At 54.6% G+C, this 21,405-nt stretch carries 21 protein-coding genes; 5 read left to right on the top strand and 16 right to left on the bottom strand.

Annotated elements, in window-relative coordinates; all coding sequences use genetic code 11:
- Position 1 precedes the first annotated feature (1 nt).
- Positions 2 to 181, bottom strand: coding sequence for a 50S ribosomal protein L32 (rpmF, locus tag EHSB41UT_RS15575; protein WP_087111472.1), 180 nt, complete (start codon positions 179 to 181; stop codon positions 2 to 4).
- Positions 182 to 199: 18 nt separating this feature from the next.
- On the bottom strand, positions 200 to 628 hold the full coding sequence (locus tag EHSB41UT_RS15580; RefSeq protein ID WP_165767284.1) for a YceD family protein: 429 nt from the start codon (positions 626 to 628) through the stop codon (positions 200 to 202).
- Positions 629 to 898: 270 nt separating this feature from the next.
- Here EHSB41UT_RS15580 and EHSB41UT_RS15585 point away from each other — a divergent pair, with 270 nt between their 5' ends.
- Entirely contained in the window at positions 899 to 1,474 is a 576-nt protein-coding gene (locus EHSB41UT_RS15585; protein WP_087111476.1) for a Maf family protein, read from the top strand.
- Between the two features lie 13 nt (positions 1,475 to 1,487).
- Here the strand turns inward: EHSB41UT_RS15585 and EHSB41UT_RS15590 are convergent, their stop codons facing one another.
- Positions 1,488 to 2,441, bottom strand: coding sequence for a S49 family peptidase (locus EHSB41UT_RS15590; protein WP_087111478.1), 954 nt, complete (start codon positions 2,439 to 2,441; stop codon positions 1,488 to 1,490).
- A 55-nt stretch (positions 2,442 to 2,496) separates the two neighbouring features.
- Positions 2,497 to 3,621, bottom strand: coding sequence for a 23S rRNA pseudouridine(955/2504/2580) synthase RluC (gene rluC / locus EHSB41UT_RS15595; RefSeq protein WP_242667337.1), 1,125 nt, complete (start codon positions 3,619 to 3,621; stop codon positions 2,497 to 2,499).
- A gap of 656 nt (positions 3,622 to 4,277) precedes the next feature.
- Between rluC and rne the strand changes: the two genes are divergently transcribed.
- Entirely contained in the window at positions 4,278 to 7,394 is a 3,117-nt protein-coding gene (gene rne / locus EHSB41UT_RS15600; protein WP_087111480.1) for a ribonuclease E, read from the top strand.
- Between the two features lie 105 nt (positions 7,395 to 7,499).
- Here rne and murB read toward each other — a convergent pair whose 3' ends face one another.
- The 8 genes from murB to EHSB41UT_RS15640 all read right to left on the bottom strand — a co-directional run bounded on the left by murB (position 7,500) and on the right by EHSB41UT_RS15640 (position 14,729).
- A complete protein-coding gene (gene murB, locus EHSB41UT_RS15605) occupies positions 7,500 to 8,549 on the bottom strand; it encodes a UDP-N-acetylmuramate dehydrogenase (protein WP_087111482.1) in 1,050 nt (349 codons plus the stop codon).
- Between the two features lie 16 nt (positions 8,550 to 8,565).
- Complete coding sequence (locus tag EHSB41UT_RS15610; RefSeq protein ID WP_207626665.1) at positions 8,566 to 9,048, bottom strand: low molecular weight protein-tyrosine-phosphatase; 483 nt, start codon at positions 9,046 to 9,048, stop codon at positions 8,566 to 8,568.
- Complete coding sequence (kdsB, locus tag EHSB41UT_RS15615) at positions 9,045 to 9,827, bottom strand: 3-deoxy-manno-octulosonate cytidylyltransferase (protein ID WP_087111484.1); 783 nt, start codon at positions 9,825 to 9,827, stop codon at positions 9,045 to 9,047. Before kdsB ends, EHSB41UT_RS15610 begins: the two co-directional genes overlap by 4 nt.
- A 103-nt stretch (positions 9,828 to 9,930) precedes the next feature.
- A complete protein-coding gene (locus tag EHSB41UT_RS15620; protein WP_087111486.1) occupies positions 9,931 to 10,110 on the bottom strand; it encodes a Trm112 family protein in 180 nt (59 codons plus the stop codon).
- 23 nt (positions 10,111 to 10,133) lie between these two features.
- Positions 10,134 to 11,225: a tetraacyldisaccharide 4'-kinase gene (lpxK, locus tag EHSB41UT_RS15625; RefSeq protein WP_242667338.1), complete on the bottom strand. Its 1,092-nt coding sequence runs from the start codon at positions 11,223 to 11,225 to the stop codon at positions 10,134 to 10,136.
- Positions 11,222 to 11,644 carry an ExbD/TolR family protein gene (locus EHSB41UT_RS15630; RefSeq protein ID WP_087111488.1) on the bottom strand — a complete coding sequence of 141 codons (423 nt, stop codon included), beginning with the start codon at positions 11,642 to 11,644 and terminating at the stop codon, positions 11,222 to 11,224. The genes lpxK and EHSB41UT_RS15630 overlap by 4 nt, the downstream gene beginning before the upstream one ends.
- On the bottom strand, positions 11,641 to 12,276 hold the full coding sequence (locus tag EHSB41UT_RS15635; RefSeq protein ID WP_087111490.1) for a MotA/TolQ/ExbB proton channel family protein: 636 nt from the start codon (positions 12,274 to 12,276) through the stop codon (positions 11,641 to 11,643). The genes EHSB41UT_RS15630 and EHSB41UT_RS15635 overlap by 4 nt, the downstream gene beginning before the upstream one ends.
- A 110-nt stretch (positions 12,277 to 12,386) precedes the next feature.
- Entirely contained in the window at positions 12,387 to 14,729 is a 2,343-nt protein-coding gene (locus tag EHSB41UT_RS15640) for a DNA internalization-related competence protein ComEC/Rec2 (protein WP_165767285.1), read from the bottom strand.
- Between the two features lie 221 nt (positions 14,730 to 14,950).
- Here EHSB41UT_RS15640 and EHSB41UT_RS15645 point away from each other — a divergent pair, with 221 nt between their 5' ends.
- The gene (locus EHSB41UT_RS15645; RefSeq protein ID WP_087111494.1) at positions 14,951 to 15,463 is read left to right on the top strand and encodes a DUF2062 domain-containing protein; all 513 of its coding nucleotides are present in this window, start codon (positions 14,951 to 14,953) and stop codon (positions 15,461 to 15,463) included.
- A gap of 126 nt (positions 15,464 to 15,589) precedes the next feature.
- Positions 15,590 to 15,883 (top strand): hypothetical protein, encoded by a 294-nt coding sequence (locus EHSB41UT_RS15650; RefSeq protein ID WP_087111496.1) that lies wholly within the window; start codon positions 15,590 to 15,592, stop codon positions 15,881 to 15,883.
- A gap of 61 nt (positions 15,884 to 15,944) precedes the next feature.
- Here EHSB41UT_RS15650 and lolD read toward each other — a convergent pair whose 3' ends face one another.
- Together lolD and EHSB41UT_RS15660 are read right to left on the bottom strand one after the other, a co-directional pair.
- Positions 15,945 to 16,661 carry a lipoprotein-releasing ABC transporter ATP-binding protein LolD gene (lolD, locus tag EHSB41UT_RS15655; protein WP_087111498.1) on the bottom strand — a complete coding sequence of 239 codons (717 nt, stop codon included), beginning with the start codon at positions 16,659 to 16,661 and terminating at the stop codon, positions 15,945 to 15,947.
- Entirely contained in the window at positions 16,654 to 17,898 is a 1,245-nt protein-coding gene (locus EHSB41UT_RS15660; protein ID WP_087111500.1) for a lipoprotein-releasing ABC transporter permease subunit, read from the bottom strand. The genes lolD and EHSB41UT_RS15660 overlap by 8 nt, the downstream gene beginning before the upstream one ends.
- A 188-nt stretch (positions 17,899 to 18,086) precedes the next feature.
- Between EHSB41UT_RS15660 and EHSB41UT_RS15665 the strand changes: the two genes are divergently transcribed.
- A complete protein-coding gene (locus tag EHSB41UT_RS15665; RefSeq protein WP_087111502.1) occupies positions 18,087 to 18,641 on the top strand; it encodes a 2'-5' RNA ligase family protein in 555 nt (184 codons plus the stop codon).
- Between the two features lie 64 nt (positions 18,642 to 18,705).
- Here EHSB41UT_RS15665 and EHSB41UT_RS15670 read toward each other — a convergent pair whose 3' ends face one another.
- Positions 18,706 to 19,911, bottom strand: coding sequence for an ammonium transporter (locus tag EHSB41UT_RS15670; protein WP_087111504.1), 1,206 nt, complete (start codon positions 19,909 to 19,911; stop codon positions 18,706 to 18,708).
- Positions 19,912 to 20,070: 159 nt separating this feature from the next.
- Positions 20,071 to 21,282 carry an ammonium transporter gene (locus tag EHSB41UT_RS15675; protein ID WP_087111506.1) on the bottom strand — a complete coding sequence of 404 codons (1,212 nt, stop codon included), beginning with the start codon at positions 21,280 to 21,282 and terminating at the stop codon, positions 20,071 to 20,073.
- Between the last annotated feature and the right edge of the window lie 123 nt (positions 21,283 to 21,405).

Genomic DNA, 21,405 nt, shown 5'->3' on the forward strand with positions numbered 1-21,405 from the left:
ATTACTCGCCCTTGGAAGCGATAACTTTCTTGCCGCGGTAGAAGCCGTCTGCAGTCACGTGGTGACGACGATGAACTTCACCGGAAGCTGCGTCTACAGACAGAGCTGGGCCAGTCAGAGCATCGTGGGAACGACGCATGTCGCGCTTGGAACGGGTTTTACGGTTCTGTTGAACTGCCATGGTAAATCTCCTAAATAATCACTTGCCGGCTTTCAGACCGGCCAGCACACTAAACGGGTTAGGACGCTGGGGTTCTGGCTCCAGCTCCTCAGCACTGCCTTCCGGCATCGTGCTGTATGCTTCCTGCCCGCTGTGACAAGTTTCGTTCTCGTGGTAAGCAAAACCCGGCATACACAGCAGGATTTCCTGCTCGATGAAAGGCAGCAGCTCAACAGCTTCCTCTTCCACGATCAGCGGATCGAGATCAGCCGGTAAGTTACCAGCCTGCTCTTCATTCCGCACAACTGCCACACTGACAGGAGCCACAACGTCAATCTCAGCCACATCAAGACAGCGTTCACAGATCATATCGATCGTAGTGGAAACCTGGCCCTTAATCAGAGGTCGACGTTGTTCATCAACCTCAAACTGGAGCGAGACTTTCACCACACCTCGATCATCTGCCAACAGCTCTGTCAACCTGGGGCATGAGGCTACAGGCACTTCCCCTTCAAAGAAGGCATTTTGATATGCCAGCTTGCGTGGTGAAAAGTGCTTGGGTAACTGTCCGGTAAACATAAGCGCGCCATAATAGGGACATGCCATCCCAGTGTAAAGATGCAAAGCATGATTTCCCCGCAGGGAATTGACCCTATAGACTAGCGCGATTGCTTACATAAAGCCGAACAAACGCGCTTTTTGGGTATTATTTTACCGAACAACTGCTTACAGACCAACATGAAAACCATTCTGGCTTCAGGCTCACGCTATCGGCACCAGCTGCTCGAGCGGCTAAACCTCGCGTTTACAGGTATCAGCCCCGATATTAACGAAACACCCCACCCCAATGAATCACCGACAGACTTGGCTCTGCGACTCAGCCTGGAAAAAGCCCAGGCGATTTCCAGCCTGCATCCAGACGCTCTGGTTATCGGCTCCGATCAGATTGCCGTATTACACGGACAGATTCTCGGCAAACCCGGCACCCGGGACAAAGCCATAGAACAGCTCACCCAGGCCTCTGGCCAGCGGGTCACCTTTCTGACCGGTCTGTGCATTATCGCACCCGGGCTGGCAGAACCGCGAGTCAGCACAATTCCCTACCATGTGGAATTTCGAGAGCTAAAGCAGGAAGAAATTGAGCGCTATATCGACAGTGACCAGCCACTGGATTGTGCTGGCAGCTTTAAATGGGAAAAGCTGGGCATCAGCCTCTTCAAAAGAATGGAGGGTGATGACCCGACAGCTCTGGAAGGGCTGCCACTCATCACCCTGAGCGCATGGTTAAGGGATCTGGGCCACCAAATTCCTTAACAGATTCTAAAGATCAGCGAACCACAGGACCTTCCAGCCCCAGGCTCACACTCAGCGTGTGGGCCATGCTGGCACCAATCTGGCTGGCAAAGCGATCCAGCACATTCGGCTTCATGGTGAAGTCGACAATATCCTCAGCACCAATCACTTCCCGCGCCACATAACCAGAGCTGCCCAGACCGTCAACCAGACCCAGGTCCTTGGCCTGCTCACCGGTCCAGATCAGGCCGGTAAACAGAGAAGGATCATCGGACAGGCGATCACCACGCCCCGCCTTCACACTTTCAATAAACTGCTCATGGATATTGCCCACGGTTTTTCGCAGATGCTCAGCAGCGACTGGATCTTCCGGCTGGAAAGGATCCGTCAGAGCCTTGTGATCACCAGCCCCATAGAAACGACGAGTCACACCCACCTTCTCCATAGCCTCAGTCACACCAAAGGTCGCCATATAGGCACCAATAGAACCCACAACAGAGGCACGGTCGGCATAAACCTCATCTGCAGCGGACGCTATATAATAAGCTGCAGAGGCACCAACATCGGAAATCACCGCATAGACTTTGACATCCTCACGGGTCGCCTTAAGGCGGTTAATCTCATCGTAGATATAACCCGCCTGAACCGGACTGCCACCCGGGCTATTGATCCGCAGGATCACGCCCTTCACCTTGGCATCCTCAAAAGCGCCGCGCAAACCGGTCACAACAGTGTCAGCACTGGCATCACGATCAGCAGCTATCACCCCGTTAATTTCCACAAGGGCGGTATATTCCTGAGGCTGCGGCTTCGCCGACTTCATGGAGAACGCCACAGACCCGATAGCTGCAAACAACCAGATAAACAGCAGCACACGGAAGAATATTTTCCAGCGACGGGACCGACGCTGCTCCAGCAGTGCACCCATCAGCAGTTTTTCTATTAACTGGCGGTCCTCAGACACACCTGCATCCCGGCTTTCGGACATTCTTCTTCCTCAAACTTAGCTGTCGTTATAATCGTGCCGGCTGACACCAACATGCTCAGCGGGCCATACCATCCAGAACTTTTACCAGTTCTGCCGGCAAAGGAGCCTCAAACTCCCGATAACTCCCATCAGGTAGGTTAACGCCGACCTTTCTCGCATGCAAAAACAGCCGATCCAAACCGACCTTCTCCGCCAGCTCACGGGTCTGTTCATAGCCATACTTCACATCACCCAGAATCGGATGCCCGGTATGCTGAGTGTGCACACGAATCTGATGCGTACGCCCGGTCTCCAGACTGGCTTCAACCAGTGTTGCATCCTGATAACGCTCCATGACCCGGAAACGGGTTTTCGATCGCTTACCTTCAGGGTGCACCGTCACCATGCGCTCGCCGGACTGCAAAATATTTTTCTGCAGCGGTGCATCAACCAGCTCTTTACGGGCCGGCCAGCGACCATCCACCAAAGCGTTATACACCTTTAACATATGGTGCTCACGAATCTGGGCGTGAAGATGACGCAACAGGCTGCGTTTCTTGGCAATCAGCAGACAACCTGAGGTATCCCGGTCGATCCGGTGCACCAACTCCAGGAAACGACAATCCGGACGCAGCTGACGCAACGCCTCAATAACCCCCAGACTGACGCCACTGCCACCATGCACCGCAAGACCGCTCGGCTTGTTCAGCACCAGCAAAGCATCATCTTCATAAAGAATGGCGCTTTCTATCTGTTGAGCCACCTGCATACCCGGAACAACCGGTGCCTTGGCTTCAGAGACTCGTACCGGCGGCACCCGCACCACATCACCGGCTGCCAGCTTGGTTTCCGCTTTGGCCCGACCTTTATTCACCCGCACTTCGCCTTTGCGAATAATGCGGTAAACGTGAGTTTTGGGAACACCCTTCAGAACAACCCGAAGAAAATTATCCAGCCGCTGACCGGCCTGATCTTCATCAACGGTCACCATACGTACACTAACTGCCGCAGGTGTCGCTTCAGAAACACGGGCAGCACCACGGTCAGCAGTCGGCTTTCTGGGGCCACGTGCGCCATCACGACTACCCTTACGGGCATCCGGACGGGTACTGCTTTTGGCACCCTGACGGGCGGATACGGGCTTATCCCGATGAGACTTTCGGTTCATTTTACGCGCAGAGGGAGAAACATCTTTCATCATTCGCTTATGTTACCAGTTTTCTAGTAGTTTGAAGCACTTGCGAATAGCTGATATATTTCCAGAGTTACCCCGGCTGGTGCAAAGCCGTGGTCAGAAAATGTAACAAAGCGATAAGTAACCTGCACAAAAACCCTGTGACCGCCATCAGTGGAAGAGTGTCATCTCCACACAGGTTGTCAGATACTCTGATGAAGCCTGATGAAAAGATGCCGAAGTCATTTTCAGCGGTTTTTGTCCAAGGTGAGTCTGTACGGACAGCACGAGAAAACGCCGCTGTGACCGGTAAGGCCCATATTTTGAGCGCCTGCAGCTAATTTTCGATCTGCAGGCTTTGAGTAAACCAGCGCTATTCAGCCTATTGCTGGCGCTCCTAAAAATTCACTCAGTAGTCAAGCGCTCAGGCACTCGATCACTGTCTGGAAAACATTGCTGGAAAGTTCCTCAACAAACGGAACACGCAAACCAGACAACAGATAAGACCTGAACCTTGGTTCGCCGGGGCTACCCGCCCGAAGGCGAGATCAGCTTCTCCCGTTACACCCGGAGAGGCAAATCCCTGAACAGCTCCTCGTGATGGCTGCAGGATGAGAAAAAGAATGAATATTAGGAGCCGTCGGACACAGTCTGGATAGCCCTACAATACAATTTGGATTTGCATGAAAAGAATGCTTATCAATGCGACACAGCAGGAAGAACTGCGTGTTGCTCTGGTCGATGGCCAGCGTCTGTATGATCTTGATATTGAGTCCGGCGCCCGCAAGCAAAAGAAAGCCAATATCTACAAAGGCAAGATTACCCGCGTAGAACCCAGCCTTGAAGCCGCCTTCGTTGACTTTGGTTCCGAGCGCCACGGCTTCCTCCCCCTGAAAGAGATCTCCCGCGAATACTACTCCGGAAACTCCGGTTCCGGTCGTGCCAGCATCAAGGATCTGATCCGCGAAGGCCAGGAAGTTATCGTTCAGGTTGATAAGGAAGAGCGTGGCAACAAGGGTGCCGCCCTGACCACTCTGGTCAGCCTGGCCGGCCGCTACCTGGTCCTGATGCCAAACAACCCTCGTGCCGGTGGCATCTCCCGCCGCATCGAAGGCGACGAACGTACTCAACTGCGTGAAGCTCTGGCTCAGCTGGATATTCCATCCGAAATGGGTGTAATCGTCCGTACCGCCGGCCTGGGCCGCGGCGCTGAAGAACTTCAGTGGGATCTGAACTACCTGCTGCAGGTCTGGAACTCCATCAAAACTGCCACTCAGGATCGCCCAGCGCCATTCCTGGTGTATCAGGAAAGCAACGTCACTATCCGTGCGATCCGTGACTACCTGCGTCAGGATATCGGTGAAGTTCTGGTCGACAATCCGGTTGTTCACAAGGAAGCCCTGGACTTTATCAGCCAGGTGATGCCGCAATACCAGAGCCGTGTGAAGCTGTATCAGGACGACACACCTCTGTTCAACCGTTTCCAGATCGAAAGCCAGATTGAAACCGCCTTCCAGCGGGAAGTGAAACTGCCTTCCGGTGGCTCTATCGTTATCGATCCAACCGAAGCTCTGGTTTCCATCGACATCAACTCCGCCCGTGCAACCCGCGGCGGTGATATCGAAGAAACCGCACGCAACACCAACCTGGAAGCGGCTGAAGAAATCGCCCGCCAGCTGCGCCTGCGTGATATCGGCGGCCTGATCGTTATCGACTTTATCGATATGGGTTCCAACAAGAATCAGCGCGACGTTGAAAACAAGATGCGCGAAGCCCTGCAGATGGACCGTGCCCGCGTACAGCTGGGTCGCATCTCCCGCTTCGGTCTGCTGGAAATGTCCCGTCAGCGTCTGCGCCCATCCCTGGAAGAGACCAGTGGTATTGTCTGCCCACGCTGTAACGGCCAGGGCACTATCCGTGACATCCACTCCCTGTCCCTGTCCATCCTGCGCCTGGTGGAAGAAGAAGCTCTCAAAGAGCGTACTTCTGAAATCCGCGCCCAGGTTCCGGTACCGGTTGGCACCTTCCTGCTGAATGAAAAGCGTGATGCCATCAGCCGTATCGAGAAGCGCAGCAAGGCCCGCGTTCTGGTTATTCCAAACCCACACATGGAAACCCCGCACTTTGAAGTGCAGCGCCTGCGTGACGACCACGTAGCCGAAGAGTCCGTGAACAGCTTTGAACTGAGCGAGCAGAACCAGCCGGAAGAACCGGTTTATCTGCAGGAACAGGCTCCAAAGCCAACCACTGAAGCGGCGGTTCGTAACATTACTCCAGCTGCCCCGGCACCACAAAAGGCTGCCAAGCCTGCTGAGAAGCCATCCGGCGGCCTGCTGCGCGCTATCGCCAAGACCTTTGGCAGCCTGTTCTCCGCTCCGGAAGAGGCACAGCCGGAAGCGACTCCGCGCACCAAGAAGAACACCCGCGATAACGACAACCGCCGCAGCAATGAGCGCGGTGATCGTAGTGAGCGCAACGATCGCAACAACCGCAACGGTCGCAACAACGACCGCCGCCGGGAAGATCGCAACAATCGCAACGAACAGCGTCGCGAGCGTTCTGATCGCAATGATCAACGTAACGACCAGCGCAATGAGCGCGGCAATCGTAACGATGATCGTGATCAGCGCAACGAACGTCAGGGCAATGAAGAGCGTCGCGAGCGTCGTCAGCCGCAGCAGCGTCGTGACCGTAATGAGCAACGCAACGACCAGCGCAATGATCAGCGCAGCGAACGCGGCAACAGCCGTAACGATGAGCGCAGCAATGATCAACGCAACGACCAGCGTAATGAGCGCCGTGATGACCGTCGTCGCCAGGATGAGCACCAGGGCGATACTCAGGCCGAAAACCTGAACACCCAGCAGACCAGCGATAATGGTGATCAGGAAGAGAAGCGTCGTCGCCCTCGCAACCTGCAGAACCGTCGTCGTAACAACCGTCCATCCCAGCGCGATCGTGTTCAGCAGGACGCTACCACAGAAGCTGCAACACCAGCGGCTGAGAAGCCGGTTGAGCCAGCCAAGGCTCCACAGGAAGAACGCGCTAAAGAGCCCGCCAAGCCTGTTGCCGAATCCACTCCTAAGCCAGCTGTAGCAGAAGCGGCAAGCCAGAGCGAAGCTGCACCTGCAGAGCGCAAGCCAAAGCCTGAAGCACGTGCCGAGAAGGCTGACAAGGTTGAAGCTGAAGCCAAGCCTGTTGCTGCGGCAGCTGAAGAAGCAGCCAAGCCTGTAGAGGCAAAGCCAGCTCGCGAAGCAGAAGCTAAAGCCGAAGCACCTGCCGAGGTGAAAGCAGTCGCCAGCAAGCCTGCTGAAGAGAAGACTGTTGAGCATGCCCAGGAAGCTGCCAAGCCTGCCGCCGAACCAAAGGCTGAACAGCCTAAGGAAGAAGCCAAGCCGGAAGCAACCGAAGCAAAAGCTCCACGTCGTCGCCGCACCCGTGCTGCTAACGACCCTCGCGAGATCCGTCGTCGCCAGCTGGAGGCGGAAGCCGCTCAGGCTAACGCTCAGCCAGTTGCTACCGCTGCTCCTGCAGAAGCCAAGCCGGAACCGGTTGCCGCAATGGAACAGCCTAAGGCTGAAGCCCCTGCAGCAGAGAAGCCTGTTGTTTCTGAAAGCAAGCCTGCACCAGAAGCTCCTGCTCCTGCACCTACAGAACCAGCCAAGCCGGTTGTAGAAGCTGCCGTTGCTCCTGTAGAGCGCAAGGCCGAGCCTGTAACCGAAGCTGCTGCACCACAGCAGGAGACGGAATCCTCGAAAGCGGATGAAGAGCCAAACAAGGCCTCCAACCCTAACGAGTAATTCCTCTTCGGATAAAAAAAATCCCCGATCATTGATCGGGGATTTTTTTTGAGCATTGAAAATATTAACAGCAGGATTTTTTGAAGCTATTACTCAAGGCAACAACTACCCGTAGATTCTTGGCTCAATCTCCAGCTCGACAGCGAAGCGAGCCCAGACCGCCGCTTTGATTTCATCCGCCAGCGCGAGAATATCCTTACCACTGGCACCGCCATGATTCACCAATACCAACGCCTGATTTTGATACACACCGGCACTGGTCGCATGGGTGACACCTTTAAAGCCACACTGATCGATCAGCCAACCCGCAGCCAGCTTCCAGTGCCCTTCTCCGGCCGGATAAGCAACCAGATTTTCAAACTTACCCTTTAGTCTCTGGAAATGCGTCTCAGCCACGACCGGGTTCTTGAAGAAGCTTCCCGCATTGCCAATCTGGCCGGGATCAGGGAGTTTGGCCTCACGAATACGACAGACGACGTCACTGACCAGTGCTGCAGACACCGGGCAACCACGCTCCTGTGCCTCACACTCAACTTCGCGATGCAACTCACCATAACCCAGCGTGGGTGCAAAGGTCCGGGTGAGAGCAAAAGTCACGGAGGTAATAATAAAGCAGTCCCGATCTTCACCTTTAAAGACGGAATCCCGATACCCAAACCGGCAATCGTCACCAGCATAAGTAACCAGCTCACCGGTGCGGACATTAACCGCCTCCAGACTGTGGAACACATCCTGGATCTCAACACCATAGGCTCCGATATTTTGGATAGGCGCTGCGCCAACCGTTCCGGGAATCAGGGACAGGTTTTCCAGACCAAAGCAATCCTGCTCAAGCGTCCAGCACACAAAGCTATGCCATTCTTCACCGGCGGCAGCCCGAACCAGCACCTCACCATCCTGACCATCGATCAGCTCACGCCCCATAAAGCGCAGACAAATCACCAGCCCGTCATAATCATCAGCCAGAACCACATTGCTGCCACCACCGAGCGGCAGCACATCGACATCCTTCTCTTTGGCCCACACGAGAACAGCCTGAAGATCAGCAAGGGAATCAACGGTGGTGAAGTAACGCGCTATAGCAGGAAGGGAGAGAGTGTTATAAGGCTGCAGCTGTACATTCTGCTGCAACCAGGCAGGGGTATCGTTTCTCATAACATTTCCGTAAAGCTCACAGAGCCCCACTGCTGATACGGGCTACCAGATTATCAGCAGCCTCTTCGATAAGGTCGATCACCTGCTGGAAGCCCAGATCGCCACCGTAATAAGGATCAGGAACTTCGTCCATGACAGCGACTTCGGAGAAAGGTAAAAGCAGGTGCAGCTTATGACGATACTCTGCTGGGCAGGCAATCTGTAAATCCTGCAGATTGCTGTGATCCATTGCCAGAATCAGGTCGAACCGTGCAAAGTCAGCTGAAGAGACCTGACGTCCTCTTAACCGGGACAGATCATATCCCCGCCCAGCCGCTGCAGACTGTGCCCGAGAATCCGGAGACTTGCCCACATGCCAAGGGCCGGTACCAACAGAATCAAGACTGATCCGATCAGCCAGGCCAGCCTCATCAATTTTCTTTTGAAGTATGCCCTCTGCCGTTGGTGAACGGCAGATATTTCCCAGGCAAACCAGCAATATGTTTTCTACCGGCTTCAAACAATCACTCCCTGACGCGCCAGATAAACCGCCCGAACCCGTTCCAGATCTGCTTCGGTATCAACACCAGCCGGAGGGACTTCACAGGCCTCGGCCACATGAATACGTTCACCATTCCACATCACCCGCAACTGTTCCAGCTTTTCCAGCTGTTCCAGCGGGGATTCGCTCCAGGTCACAAACTTGTTTAGCAGGCTCACCCGGTAAGCATAAATCCCCAGGTGACGCTGATAGAGCGGAGAGTTGGCCATGGTCGCGCGACCAGACTCTTCAGCAAAACGGTCACGATCCCAGGGAATAGCTGATCGGCTGAAGTACAGCGCCAGCCCTTGGGCATCACTGATAACCTTAACGGCATTCGGATCAAACAGCTCATCCACACCGGATATTGGGTGAGACAGTGTCGCCACCGCGGCACTACGACAGCGCTTCAGATTTTCCGCCACCTGATCAATTACCTCAACCGGCACCAGCGGCTCATCACCCTGCACGTTCACCACGATTTGGTCATCCGGAAGATCCAGTTGCTTGACCACCTCCTGCAGACGATCCGTGCCGGTCGGGTGATCCGGGCTGGTCATGCAGACATCCGCGCCAAAACGCACCGCCACACCACGCACCTGCTCATCATCCGTGGCAATAATTACCCGCCCGGCACCACTGCGCGACGCCTGCTCCCAGACATGCTGGATCATGGGCTTGCCACCGATATCGGCCAGAGGCTTGCCTGGCAGGCGGGTGGATGCATAACGGGCCGGGATAATAACGGTATACGACATGGAGATCGTTCTTTCTCTGTGTCTGAATCAACAAAATCGGCGGATGGTTATCAGCCGATCAGAAGAACCGGCAGCAGGTGCCGGCTAAACCTTAAAGTACGAGTCAGAGGCGCTCGTCGGTAGTCAGAGTGCGAGCCTCGGATTCCAGCATCACCGGAATATCATCACGCACCGGGAATGCCATACCACAGGGACGGCAGACCAGCTCATCTTTCTCGCGATTATGGCTGAGATCCCCTTTGCACAGGGGACAGGCCAGAATTTCAAACAGTTTCTTGTCCATGGCTTCATTCCTGAACCATTGAATTAAACCGATGTTGCCGGTGCAGCATCAGAGGAAAGCGCAGCCAAACGGCTGAACAGTGACGACCAGAAAACCTCCGGCAGCTCTGCCTTAACCGGAAGATACCACCAGTTACACCGGGCAGCTTCCGGAAACACAGATGACACCAAAGGTCGACACTTCACCGCATCTTTGGCGGTCATTATAACGGCTCCCGGCACAAGGGAGGAAAAATCCTCAACCGAGAACGGATGATGGTCAGGAAATGGCTGTGGATTCACCTGAAAACCCTGCTGGCTGAGCGAATCAAAGAAGCGCTCCGGATTACCAATCCCGGCCACACCATAAACCACATCGCCAGACTGAGGCATACCGCCCTGTTCATCTCCGGAGACAGGGCGCAGATCGCCGGGCTGCAGAGTCATAATGTGAACATTGCCTTCCTGACCGCCCATCAGTGGCAGACGGGAACAATGCGCATCCGGTTGACCATTACTGATCACGAAATCGACTTCACTGAGACGAGAGGCCGGCTCACGCAAAGGGCCCGCGGGCAGGCAACAGCCATTCCCCAGCAGACGCTGTCCATCCACCACAGCAATCTCAAGCTGTCGGGCCAGACGGTAATGCTGCAACCCATCATCACTGATCACCAGATTGCAGTCGGTATGCTTGAGCAGATAGTCCACCGCCCGGTTACGATCCCGATCCACGACCACCGGAATCCCGGTCAGCCCGGCCAGCATAACCGGCTCATCTCCGCACACGGCAGGGTCACTGTCAGCAGTTACCAGTATTGAATCACTGGCCTGAGCACCGTAACCCCGGCTGATAATGCCGGGCCGATACCCTTGAGCAATCAGTTTCTCAACCAGAACCGCCGCCAGGGGTGTCTTGCCGGTACCACCGGCAGTGACATTGCCCACCACAATCACCGGAACAGAATGCCCGGCAGGTGGCTGCTGACGAAAAGCACGCAAACGGCGACGAGCCTCAAAGGCAACCAGCGCAGACAGGGGAAGAAAAGGTATCAACCAGGGTTTGAGAACCGGTTGATACCAGGCATTAACAAAGGTCTTTTCCAGCCGGGCCTTCCAGCCAAAGCTCTCACTCACGGCTGGGCTTCCGGCGTACGGGTGGCAATACTGAGCTTGGAGAAGCCCAAGGCTCCGGCTGCTTCCATCGCAGTCACTACCGACTCATGGGGTGTCTTGGCATCGGCTGAAATCACCAGAGGGATCTCGGTATTACCGGCTGAGGCACGACTAATAGCCGCCTTGACCACTTCCAGACTGGAACCCGGCAACACCTGTTCGGCCACGGCAAACACACCGGTCTGGCTGATCTCGATGGTGATTTCCCGCTTCTCTTGTACAGAGGCAGACGCACTGGCCTCAGGCAGATCCACCTCCAGCCGGGTCTCTTTGGTAAAGGTGGTGGACACCATAAAGAAGATCAGCAGAAGGAAAACAACATCAATCAGAGGCGTCAGGTTGACCGACACCTCCGCTACGGGCTGGCGCCGGAACTTCATGCGCTGGCGCCCTCACTGAAGTCCACCTTGCGCTCGCCCTGCACCACTTCCACCAGACGGGTCGCATCCTGCTCCATCATCACCACCAGCTCGTCGACACGACGAACCAGGAAACGATGGAAAATTACCGCAGGAATCGCCACGCTCAAACCGGCTGCTGTGGTGATCAGCGCCTTGGAGATACCGCCAGCCAGAACGCCGGCATTACCGCTGCCTTCCAGCATAATCACGGTAAATACGTCGATCATACCAATAACGGTACCCAGCAGACCCAACAGCGGCGCAACGGCAGCCACAGTGCCCAGAGCATTCAGGTAACGCTCCAGGTCATGAATCACCTTACTGGCCGCTTCACCAATACTCTCTTTCATAATCTCACGGCCATGGCGGGCATTGGCCAGACCAGCGGCCATAATTTCACCCAGAGGAGACTGCCGGCGCAGCTCTTTCAGCTTGGCGTTGTTGAGCTGACCATCCTTGTACCACTTCCACACTTGCGGCAGCAGGTTTCGTGGAGCAACACGTTCACGGCGCAGCGACCAGAGTCGTTCAATAATGATGGCCGTTGCCAGAACGGAACAGAGAATAATCGGCAGCATCAGCCAGCCGCCAGCCTTGATCAGCTCGAACACCTGTGGGGATTCCTCTGGAATGCTTAATTAAAATCGAGCGCCCACTTTACCACAACATATAGGTGAGTCTACCGATGCCACTGAAATCCTCCCCCTCTCTATGATGCGGATCACAGACTATTCGGGGCTGTTGACGTTTGCTGATCGCAAACGTGAGCAGAGCCCCGCCACCAGGCACTGCCACAACGATAAAAAACCGGAGAACTCAACTCACCCAGCCGGAAAATCTGGGTCCCGGTATCGGCCGTAGTCCACACCTCACCACTGGATGCCAACCCGGAAATGGTAACCCGTGAGGGGTGTCCGAAACGGTTGGCATAACCGGCAGAGATACTGCTCCATTGCGGGCTCACAGCTGCCAAAAACTCTGCCGAGGACGAAGTCTGGCTACCATGGTGCGGCACCAGCAACAAACGACTTCTCAATGACTTCCCATACTCAGATACCAGCTGCTTTTCTCGCCTGCGGGTTATATCTCCAGTTAGCAGAGCACATCGTTCTTCAACCCCGACATCTCCAGCACAGACCTGCAACACACAGGAGCGATCATTGGCACTCACAACCCCCGTTCCCGAAATCTGCCCAGCCAGAAACTGAAACTGCACACCATCCCATTCCCAGCTTGCCGAGGGGTTACAGGCTTCGCCGCTACCATCTGCATTGACAACCCCGGCCTTGGGAAAGTGTTTCTCTAGAGATTCCAGACCACCGATATGGTCACGATCGCTATGAGATATCACGATCCGATCCGGTCTCAGCCCCAACCGGGCAAGGTAAGGTATCACTACCGCTTCGGCCGCAGTAAAGTCAGGAGAAAAACGATCACCGGTATCATAAACCAGCACATGCTGGTGAGTGCGAACCACCACACTCAACCCTTGCCCCACATCCAGTACAGCCATCTCTGCAACACCCGGTTTCGGGTTGTTATTTGCCGGCCAGAGCCAGGGCAGAAAACAAAACAACGACAACCACCTCAACCTTAAGGCTCCGGGGAGCAACAAAAGCCCGACACCCACAGCCGCAAAGATTACCGCCACAGCATCAGGAACCGGCCAGGCGATAAACCAGTTATCCCCCACTTCACTCATCGTACGAACGGTATAAGCCAGACACTGCTCCCAAAGTGTGAGCACCTTGCCAACATGCTGAAGCAGCCACACACCTGCCACCTCATTCAGTCCAGCGATAAATAATGCCAGCAGTAACAGTGGCAACAGCAGACCACCCACCAGCAGAATGGAGATCAGATTCAATATCGGAGACAACAAAGTGAGTGGTTGCCCAATAAAGGCCATGGCCGGAGCCAGGCCCACAGCAATCACCAGCTGGGTCACCAACAGCAGCGTCAGTCGCGACTGTCCCCGCCGATGACTAAAGGCCAGCAACAGAATCGCAACCGCCAAAAACGACAACCAGAAGCCCTGCGCCGTGTCAGCCAGCGGATTAATAATCAGTACGGCAGAGAGCGCCAGAAGATAGAGTGTCATCAGAGGCAGACGAAAACCCAGCAACAAACTACCGACGCCAACCAGCAACATGACCAACGCCCGCTGAACGGGCAATCCAAACCCGGCCAATACACCATAAACCACACCGGCCAACAGCCCCAGAAGAACAGCCATCTGAGGAACCGGCACCCACAACACTGGTACCAAACCAATGAGAGCAAGAGCTCTGACCAGCAACCAGACAAAACCGGAGATCAGACTGATATGCAGACCGGAGATCACCAACAGATGCACGGTGCCGGTATCACGAAACAGCTGCCACTGCTCAGGGCTGATCCCCCGTCCATCACCCACCAAAAGCCCTTTGACCAGACCACTCTGCTCTCCCAGCTGCTCATCCAGCCATTGCGATAAACGTGCCCGCCAGCGATCAACAGGAAAGCTGTCTGACTCTTCCAGCCACCGATTCGGACAACCTTCTTCTTTACGCACATAACCGGTAGCCACTACACCCTGCCGCATCAGCCGGGCTTCATAATCCCCGGCACCGGGGCTGGCAAAACCATGGGGGCGCTTTAATCGCGTACACAGCTGCCAAACCTGCCCCGGCTTGAGGACAGGTGCATCCTGCCAACTCAGCTGCAGCAACCCTTTAAAAGCCGAATGGGACAATGAAGGTTTAAATAGAAAACGGGTGCGCTCATCTCGCACCTCCGGTAAACCTGTAACGGTTCCGGTCAGGCAGAGACTCACTCTATTCAGGGATGGCGGCAGCCAGTTATCAATCTGATAGGTAATGCGCCACTGGGCATAAACCGCTCCCAAACACAGGCAAAGCAGATAGATAAACAGACTGTGGTAAAGAGATGCGCCTGGGAACCTTTCCGTGGCAGGCATGGTCGAATGCTGTGGTTTCGGTGCTGTTTTACGGATGAAGCGAAAGACGATCCAGACAGCAGCCAGAACTGCCAGACAGCCTGCCCAGAAGCTGTAGGGTGGCAAACGACTTAGACCTGTTACTAACAGAATTCCGGAACATATTCCGGCAAGTGTTTGCCACATATGGAGAAATTCGCTTATTCAGGGCATACTGCACGGCTATTTCAGGGTCTGCCAAAAGTAGACTATCAATAGGGATGCAATCAGGATGGGCTGACCTAAGCTGAGTCAATCTGGAATGATTTCGTTGTGATTTATTAAGGAACAGAGCCTAATCTATCGGCATGGCCAGGAAACTGATTCAACGGTATTTACCGGACCCGGCCCGAATCAGGGAAAACCGCTCTCTGAAGTTTTTGGGCGAACATCTGCTGGACCCGAACCTCTGGCATCTTAACCGGCGCTCAGCTGCGCTGGCTTTCTTCGTTGGCGTATTTGTCGCATTTATCCCTATGCCTTTCCAGATGGTACTGGCTGCTGTGCTGGCATTACTGGTGCGTTGTAACCTGCCGGTATCCGTAGCGCTGGTCTGGATTACCAACCCGGTCACCATGCCGATTATGTGGTTTGGCACTTACAAGCTTGGCTGTTTTATTCTGCAGACTCCGGTTGTTCCCCATCACGGTTTTGAGATCAGCATGGAATGGCTGGCCAGTGAGCTGGGCCGTATCTGGCTGCCTCTATATGTTGGCTCGATTATCTCTGGGCTGGTTCTGGGCGGGCTGAGCTATGTTGGCATCCGCCTGTTCTGGCGCTGGCATATTGTCCGCTCCTGGCGACGCCGGACCAAACGTTAAGCCAACGAACCCAACACCTCTGACGACAGGCTTTTTCAAAGCCTGTCGTTCCTGATAACCTGATAACCGTATTTTCCATACCGATTCTGGTTACCTGTTAATTATTTGTTTTAGCAAGAGTGCACTATGAACAGAAGCAATCGTGGCTTCAGCCGTCGTAAACCAAAACTGCAAGGTCGCGGTACCCTGGAAAATGTTGTTACCGATGGCCCGCACAGTGACTGGCTGGGCATGCCGGATTACTACCTCCACACCCTGACCGTGGAAGGTGAAGATTACAAATACCTGAGCGGCGATGAAAAACTGGAAGTGAATGTTGGTGATCTGGTCTGCTTCCGCTACCAGGAAATGGGCAAAGAGAAGCGTATCGACAAACGCTCCCTGGGCATTGCCATCGATCCGGCAACCCTGAATCTGTAATAAAAACGCCAGCTTCAAATGCTGGCGTTTTTATATTCTCTGGAAAGAGTCCGGAGAACAATTACTCTTCTACCAGCTGACCTTCTGTCAGATGCAGAACCCGGTTCATACGGCGGGCCAGCTCTGGATCGTGGGTGACCACCACAAATGCCGTATCCACCTTTTCCGCCAGATCCAGCATCAGCTGATGAATTCGTTCGGCAGTATGGTTATCCAGATTACCGGTCGGCTCATCCATCAATACCAGCGAAGGCTGCGCCACCAGAGCACGGGCAATCGCAACACGCTGGCGCTCACCGCCGGATAACTCACCCGGCTTATGGCTAAGGCGATGCTCTAGTCCGACCAGTACCAGAATCTCTTCCGCCTTTTTCCGAGCTTCACTGACCGAGCAGCTCTTGCGCAGCAGCAGCGGCATCGCCGCATTTTCCAGCGCAGTAAACTCTGGCAACAGATGGTGAAACTGGTAAACAAAGCCGAGGGACTGGTTACGCAGATCACCACGCTGACTGTCGCTTAAGGTGGCCATATCGGTGCCGCAGATAGACACCACGCCGGAAGAGACAGTATCCAGTCCGGCCAGCATATTCAGCAGCGTGGTTTTACCGGAGCCGGAACTGCCGACAATCGCTACCCGCTCGCCTTTACGAATCTCGACATTCACGCCATTAAGAACAACCAGTTTTTCCGGGCCTTCTTCGTAGCTCTTCACCAAATCCCGGCAGGCCAGCACGACATCATCATTCAAGCCTGGATCATTTAAACAGTGTTCACTCATAACGCAGCGCCTCCGCCGGTTGGGTTTTGGCAGCGCGCCAGGACGGATACAGGGTGGCGATAAAGCTGAGCAGCAGACTGCCACTGGCAATCATCACCACATCGCTCCAAAGCAGCTGGGAAGGCAAATCGCTGATAAAGTAAACGCCCGGGTCGAGGAAGGTTACTCCGAGAATCATCTCCAGAAATTCCACCGCTGCGGAGACATTCAGCGCCAACAGAATCCCCAGCAAGGTTCCGACAATGGTACCGATCACACCGATCACCGAGCCCTGCACCATAAAGATGCCCATAATCGCACCCGGCTTGGCGCCAAAGGTGCGCAGGATGGCAATATCTGCTTGTTTGTCGGTGACCACCATCACCAGCGTGGAAACAATATTAAATGCCGCGACCACCACGATCAGAGTCAGCAGCAGACCCACCATGGTCTTTTCCATCTGAATCGCCTGGAACAATCGCCCCTGGGTGCGGGTCCAATCATTAATGTAATACTGTCCCGGCAGCTGCATCGCTGCATCCCAGGCCAGACGAGGCGCAGCAAACAGATCATCCATCCGCAGGCGCAGACCTTCCACGCCCTCTTTGTAACGCATAAAGCGAGCAGCATCATCAATATGGATATAAGCCAGCGAGGCATCCAGATCCGCCCCCACAGCAAACAGGCCAGAAACCCGGAAACGTTTCATCCGCGGAAAGATACCCGCCGGATTGACCGCCGCATCCGGCAGTACAACAGTGACCTTATCGCCGACAGAGACCCCCAGCGAACGGGCCAGAATTTCACCCAGCACAATATCAAAGGAGCCAGACTCCAGCCCTTCCAGAGAGCCGGCAGTCATATGGTCTGGCAGAATGGACACTGTCTTTTCCAGCTTGGGATCGATGCCGTACAGCATCATACCCTTTACCTGACCATTACTGGTCACCATCCCCTGCCCTTCAATAAAGGGGGCCGAGGCTTCAATACCATCAATGCTTTCGACGGTCTTCTGGATATCCTGCCAGCCGGTCAGTTCACCACGGGCAGCGGTAATCGTAGCGTGGGGAACCATTCCGAGAATGCGCTGACGCAGCTCCCGGTCAAAACCGTTCATGACCGACAGCACCACAATCAGCGCCATCACACCCAGCACCAGTCCCCCCATGGAAATGGCAGAAATAAACGAAATAAAATGATTGCGCCTTTTGGCCCGGGTATAACGCAGGCCAATAAAGAACGGCAGGGGTCTGAACATCCAGGGCTCCTTTTGCCTGTTCACAGCCCGACTCTGTCCAAGAGCCGAAACGAAAACGTCCATTATGCCAGAGACTGGCGATCCTGAAAGTTAAGATCTCAACCTCTGGGAAAATTACCCCGGAAATGGCACCCTGTCGGCTCTTATAACATTTACAAAGAATAAGAACTCGGGAGGATCTGGCCTGTATGCCATTGGAGGAGCAGTTTTATGCAGAGGGTGACTGTACTGCCATTTCTATTCTGCTCCCCGAAGTCGATCAGGTTTATGGAAGTCTGAGACAGCGTTATGACTCCACCTGGCAGCAAGGCAGCGTAGCCCATATCAGCCTGCTGTATCCCTTTATCGAACCCACGCGCCTGAGTGAAAGTGATATCAGCACTCTACAAAAGCTGGCCAACCGCTGGCACAGTTTTGATCTCGATATACAGGGTCTGTGTGGATTCCCTGAAGCACTCTATCTGGCAATAGAGCCCCATAACACCCTGATGAAGATGCACCGTGATTTAGGGCAGGCCTTTCCCGATATTTTTCATTACCGCATTCCCTGGGAAGGCGAACCGGTCTTTCATATCAGCATTGCCTGCTCAGCCTCGGTTCCGGTTCTGGATCAGGCAGTTCAGGACTATCTGGATATGGAGATTGATCAGCCACAACGTTTTACAGTGGGAGATGTGGCGCTGTGCCAGAAGATATCTGGCCGCTGGCAAACAGCCGAATGCTTTCCGCTGGATGGAAAATGAGTGAAAAGTAACAGACAAGACCCGGTCGAATTAACCAAGCCTTGCCAGACAAACCATTCAAGCCTTAATCGTCGCTTACCGCACCAATCTTGTGAATCGCCAGATCAGCCCCGATAAACTCTTCCTCGTCGGACAAGCGCAGACCAAAGACCGCTTTGATCAGGCCATAGACGAGATAACCACCCACAAAAGCGATCACAATACCGGTCAGCGTACCTACCAGCTGGGACAGGAAAGACACCTCACCCAGACCGCCCAGCGCCTGTAAACCAAAGATACCGGCCGCCAAACCACCCCAGGCACCGCACAAACCATGCAGCGGCCACACACCGAGAACATCATCAATCTTCCATTTGTTCTGGGTCGCGGTGAAGGCCCAGACAAACAACGCACCCGCCACTGCACCAATCACCAGCGCACCGATCGGATGGACAATATCGGAACCGGCACAGATCGCCACCAGGCCGGCCAGCGGTCCATTATGAATAAAGCCCGGGTCATTACGGCCTACGGCCAGTGCAGCCAGCGTGCCACCAACCATCGCCATCAGGGAGTTCACGGCAACCAGGCCGCTGATACTGTCGACGGTCTGGGCAGACATCACATTAAAGCCAAACCAGCCCACAGTCAGAATCCAGGAGCCCAATGCCAGAAAAGGAATATTGGAAGGGGCAAAAGCTACGAGCCGACCATTGCGGTAACGGCCATTACGGGCACCCAACAGCAACACCGCAGCCAGTGCAATCCAACCACCCACGGCATGAACAACAATAGAACCGGCAAAGTCCCGAAAGCCAAACCCGAACTGCTGCTCCAGCCAGCCCTGGAAACCAAAGTTGCCATTCCAGACCATACCTTCAAACAATGGATAAACCAGCGCCACAATCAGAAAGGTCGCCAGCAGCTGGGGCATAAACCTTGCCCGCTCGGCAATACCTCCAGAGACGATCGCAGGAATGGCCGCCGCAAACGTCAGCAGGAAGAAGAACTTCACCAGCTCATAGCCCTGCCCTGCGACCAGCTCATCTGCGCTGCCAAAAAAGTTCACGCCATAGGAAAGCTGATAACCGATAAAGAAATAAGCCAGAGTAGAGACACCGAAATCACTGATAATCTTGGACAGTGCATTCACCTGATTCTTCAGCCGAACGGTTCCCACCTCAAGAAACGCAAACCCGGCATGCATGGCCAAAACCATAATGGCCCCCAGCAGAATAAACAGGGTATTGGTGCCCTGCATCAGGGATTCAACCGCACTGGATAACTCCATAACATCACCTCTTTTCGTCTACACATTTGCACCATATCGGTGCTTTATTCTTGTTTCGTGCACTCGACAGGCTCACTCTCCACCGAATGGACTGCACCAAAACCAACCATTGAGGGTGTGAGCAATTCCCATGCCGGATTAAACAAGTGCACAATCTGTTCACTCATTACGGCTTGATCGAATGCGGTGCAGCGAGAGATCGGCCCCTCTGGCCTCTTGTTCGGGAGAGAGCCTCAGACCAATAAAGAGATGAATCAGCCCATACACCAGCAATCCACCGATAAACCCGACAACAATGCCCACCAGGGCTCCCACGATCTGCGCATATAAGGAAACACCGCCCAGCCCGCCCAGTGCGGTTTGACCAAACAGGCCAGCAGCCACAACACCCCAGATTCCATTCACTCCATGCAGAGGCCACACGCCTAGAACATCATCCACCCTGCGCCGCTGCTGAATTCGGGTAAAAATCAGCACAAAGCCCACACTGGCGACACTGCCAGTCAGCAGGGCCGCCAGCGGGTGCATAACATCGGCCCCGGCACAGATTGCAACCAGCCCCGACAGCGCACCATTATGAATAAAACCGGTGTCACCACGACCGATAATCAGACCGGCTACGATGCCTCCGGCCATTGCCATCACCACATTCATCACCACCAGACCGTTTATCTGATGTATGGCCGGAACGGCCAGAACGGTAAAGCCAAACCAGCCCACCATAAGAATCCAGGTACCCAGTGCCATAAAGGGGATATTTGAGGGAGGAAAATCTTTACGGCCTTTGGGGCCAAACCGTCCCTGACGCGGACCAATCACCAGCGTGGCGGCAAGGGCGGCCCAACCCGCAAACCCATGGATTACCACAGCATCCGCATAATCATGAAAGGGTGCGGCAAACCAACAACAGAGCTGCGCCTGAAAGCCAAACCGGTCATGAACAACCAGTGCATCCAGAAACGGGAAAAGAAAGGCCATGATAAGAGCCGTTGCCAGAAGCTGGGGCACAAATCGCACCCGCTCTGCAATGCCACCTGAAATAATGGCTGGAATCGCGGCTATCGACAGAAGAATAAAGAAGTGTCGGGGCCAAATATCCGCAGGTGCTGCCCAAGACGACCAAATGGCAGGCGGGCTGAACGGCCACGCAAAGATCACACTTCCGATCAGGGTATAGGCCAGCACCGACACCGAAAGATCACACAACACGCGACAAAGACCATTCGCCTGATTCTTACGACGAACAGTGCCAACCTCCACAAAGGCAAACCCCGCATGCATTAACAGAACAAGCGCACCACCCTGAATAATAAACAGGGCATCCAGAGCCCTTACCAGTACCTCCTGCTGTACTTCCTGAAGTGCGTCCATAACGGTCACCCCACAGCGATTGCCTGCCACCGTAAAGCAATTACCGTGCCCTGCTCAGAGAGGATGACGCTGGTATAACACCGGAGTCCGCTGCATAATGCCCGCCCTTTCTTCCTGACCTGT

The sequence above is a fragment of the Parendozoicomonas haliclonae genome (assembly GCF_900174585.1).
GTDB lineage: Bacteria > Pseudomonadota > Gammaproteobacteria > Pseudomonadales > Endozoicomonadaceae > Sansalvadorimonas > Sansalvadorimonas haliclonae.